Origin of the sequence: Streptomyces sp. NPDC101166, assembly GCF_044768125.1 — a bacterium.
Taxonomy (GTDB): domain Bacteria; phylum Actinomycetota; class Actinomycetes; order Streptomycetales; family Streptomycetaceae; genus Streptomyces.
On the sequence record NZ_JBIWPF010000398.1, the window covers coordinates 1 to 1,013 of the forward strand.

At 63.1% G+C, this 1,013-nt stretch carries 1 protein-coding gene; it reads left to right on the forward strand.

Features of this window, described 5'->3' with window-relative positions:
- Positions 1 to 806: branched-chain amino acid ABC transporter substrate-binding protein (locus tag ACIRS4_RS39405; RefSeq protein ID WP_404205268.1), on the forward strand; the 806-nt coding region annotated here is incomplete at its 5' end.
- Positions 807 to 1,013 lie beyond the last annotated feature (207 nt).

The window sequence follows — 1,013 nt, forward strand, 5'->3', positions numbered from 1 at the left end:
TCGTCAGCGACCCGTCGATCGTGGCGCTGATCGGCCCCACCTTCTCCGGTGAGACCAAGGCGACCGGCGCGATCCTCAACCAGGCCAACCTGTTGTCGCTGACGCCGTCGGCCACCAATGTCACCCTCACCACCAACGGCTGGACCAACTTCTTCCGCGGTCTGGGCAATGACGGCATCCAGGGCCCGGCGGTGGCCGGATACCTCAAGGGCACCGGCAAGTTCAAGAAGATCTGCGTCATCCAGGACGACTCGGATTACGGCACCGGCCTGGCCAAGACGGTCACCGAGGGCCTGGGTCCGATCGCCGACCCGAGCTGCGCGGCCAGCGTGAAGGCGAAGCAGAAGGACTTCTCGGCGACCGTGTCCAAGATGGCATCGGCCAAGCCGGACGGCATCTTCTACGCGGGCTACTACGCCGAGGCCGCCCCGCTGGTGAGCCAGCTGCGCGACGGCGGCGTGACCGCGACCTTCATCTCCGACGACGGCACCAAGGACGTCGAGTTCACCAAGCAGGCCGGCAGCAAGTCCAAGGACGCGCTGCTCTCCTGCCCGTGTGGTCCGGCCGGTGACAAGTTCGCCACCGCCTACAAGGCGTTCAACAACTACGAGCCCGGCACCTACTCGACCGAGGGCTACGACCTGACCACGATCGTGCTCAAGGGCATCGAGGCCGGTAAGGTCAGCCGCCCCGACCTGGTCGAATACGTGCGCGGCTACGACGGCCAGGGTCTGGCGCGTCAGTACAAGTGGGGTTCCACCGGTGAATTGGCCAACGCGTTGATCTGGATGTATCAGGTCAAGTAGCGATCACTGTTAATCGGAACAGCGTGTGCCGAAATTCGTTTCGGCACACGCTGTTTTCCACGACAGCGGAAAGTAACGAATGTCTGCACCCGCTTTGGCCGATGTGACCCTCCTCGCGAGCGGGTCCATCAAGTTCGATCTGTCCGGGGTCGTGGAAAACAGCGTGTGCCGAAACGAATTTCGGCACACGCTGTTCCGATTAACAGT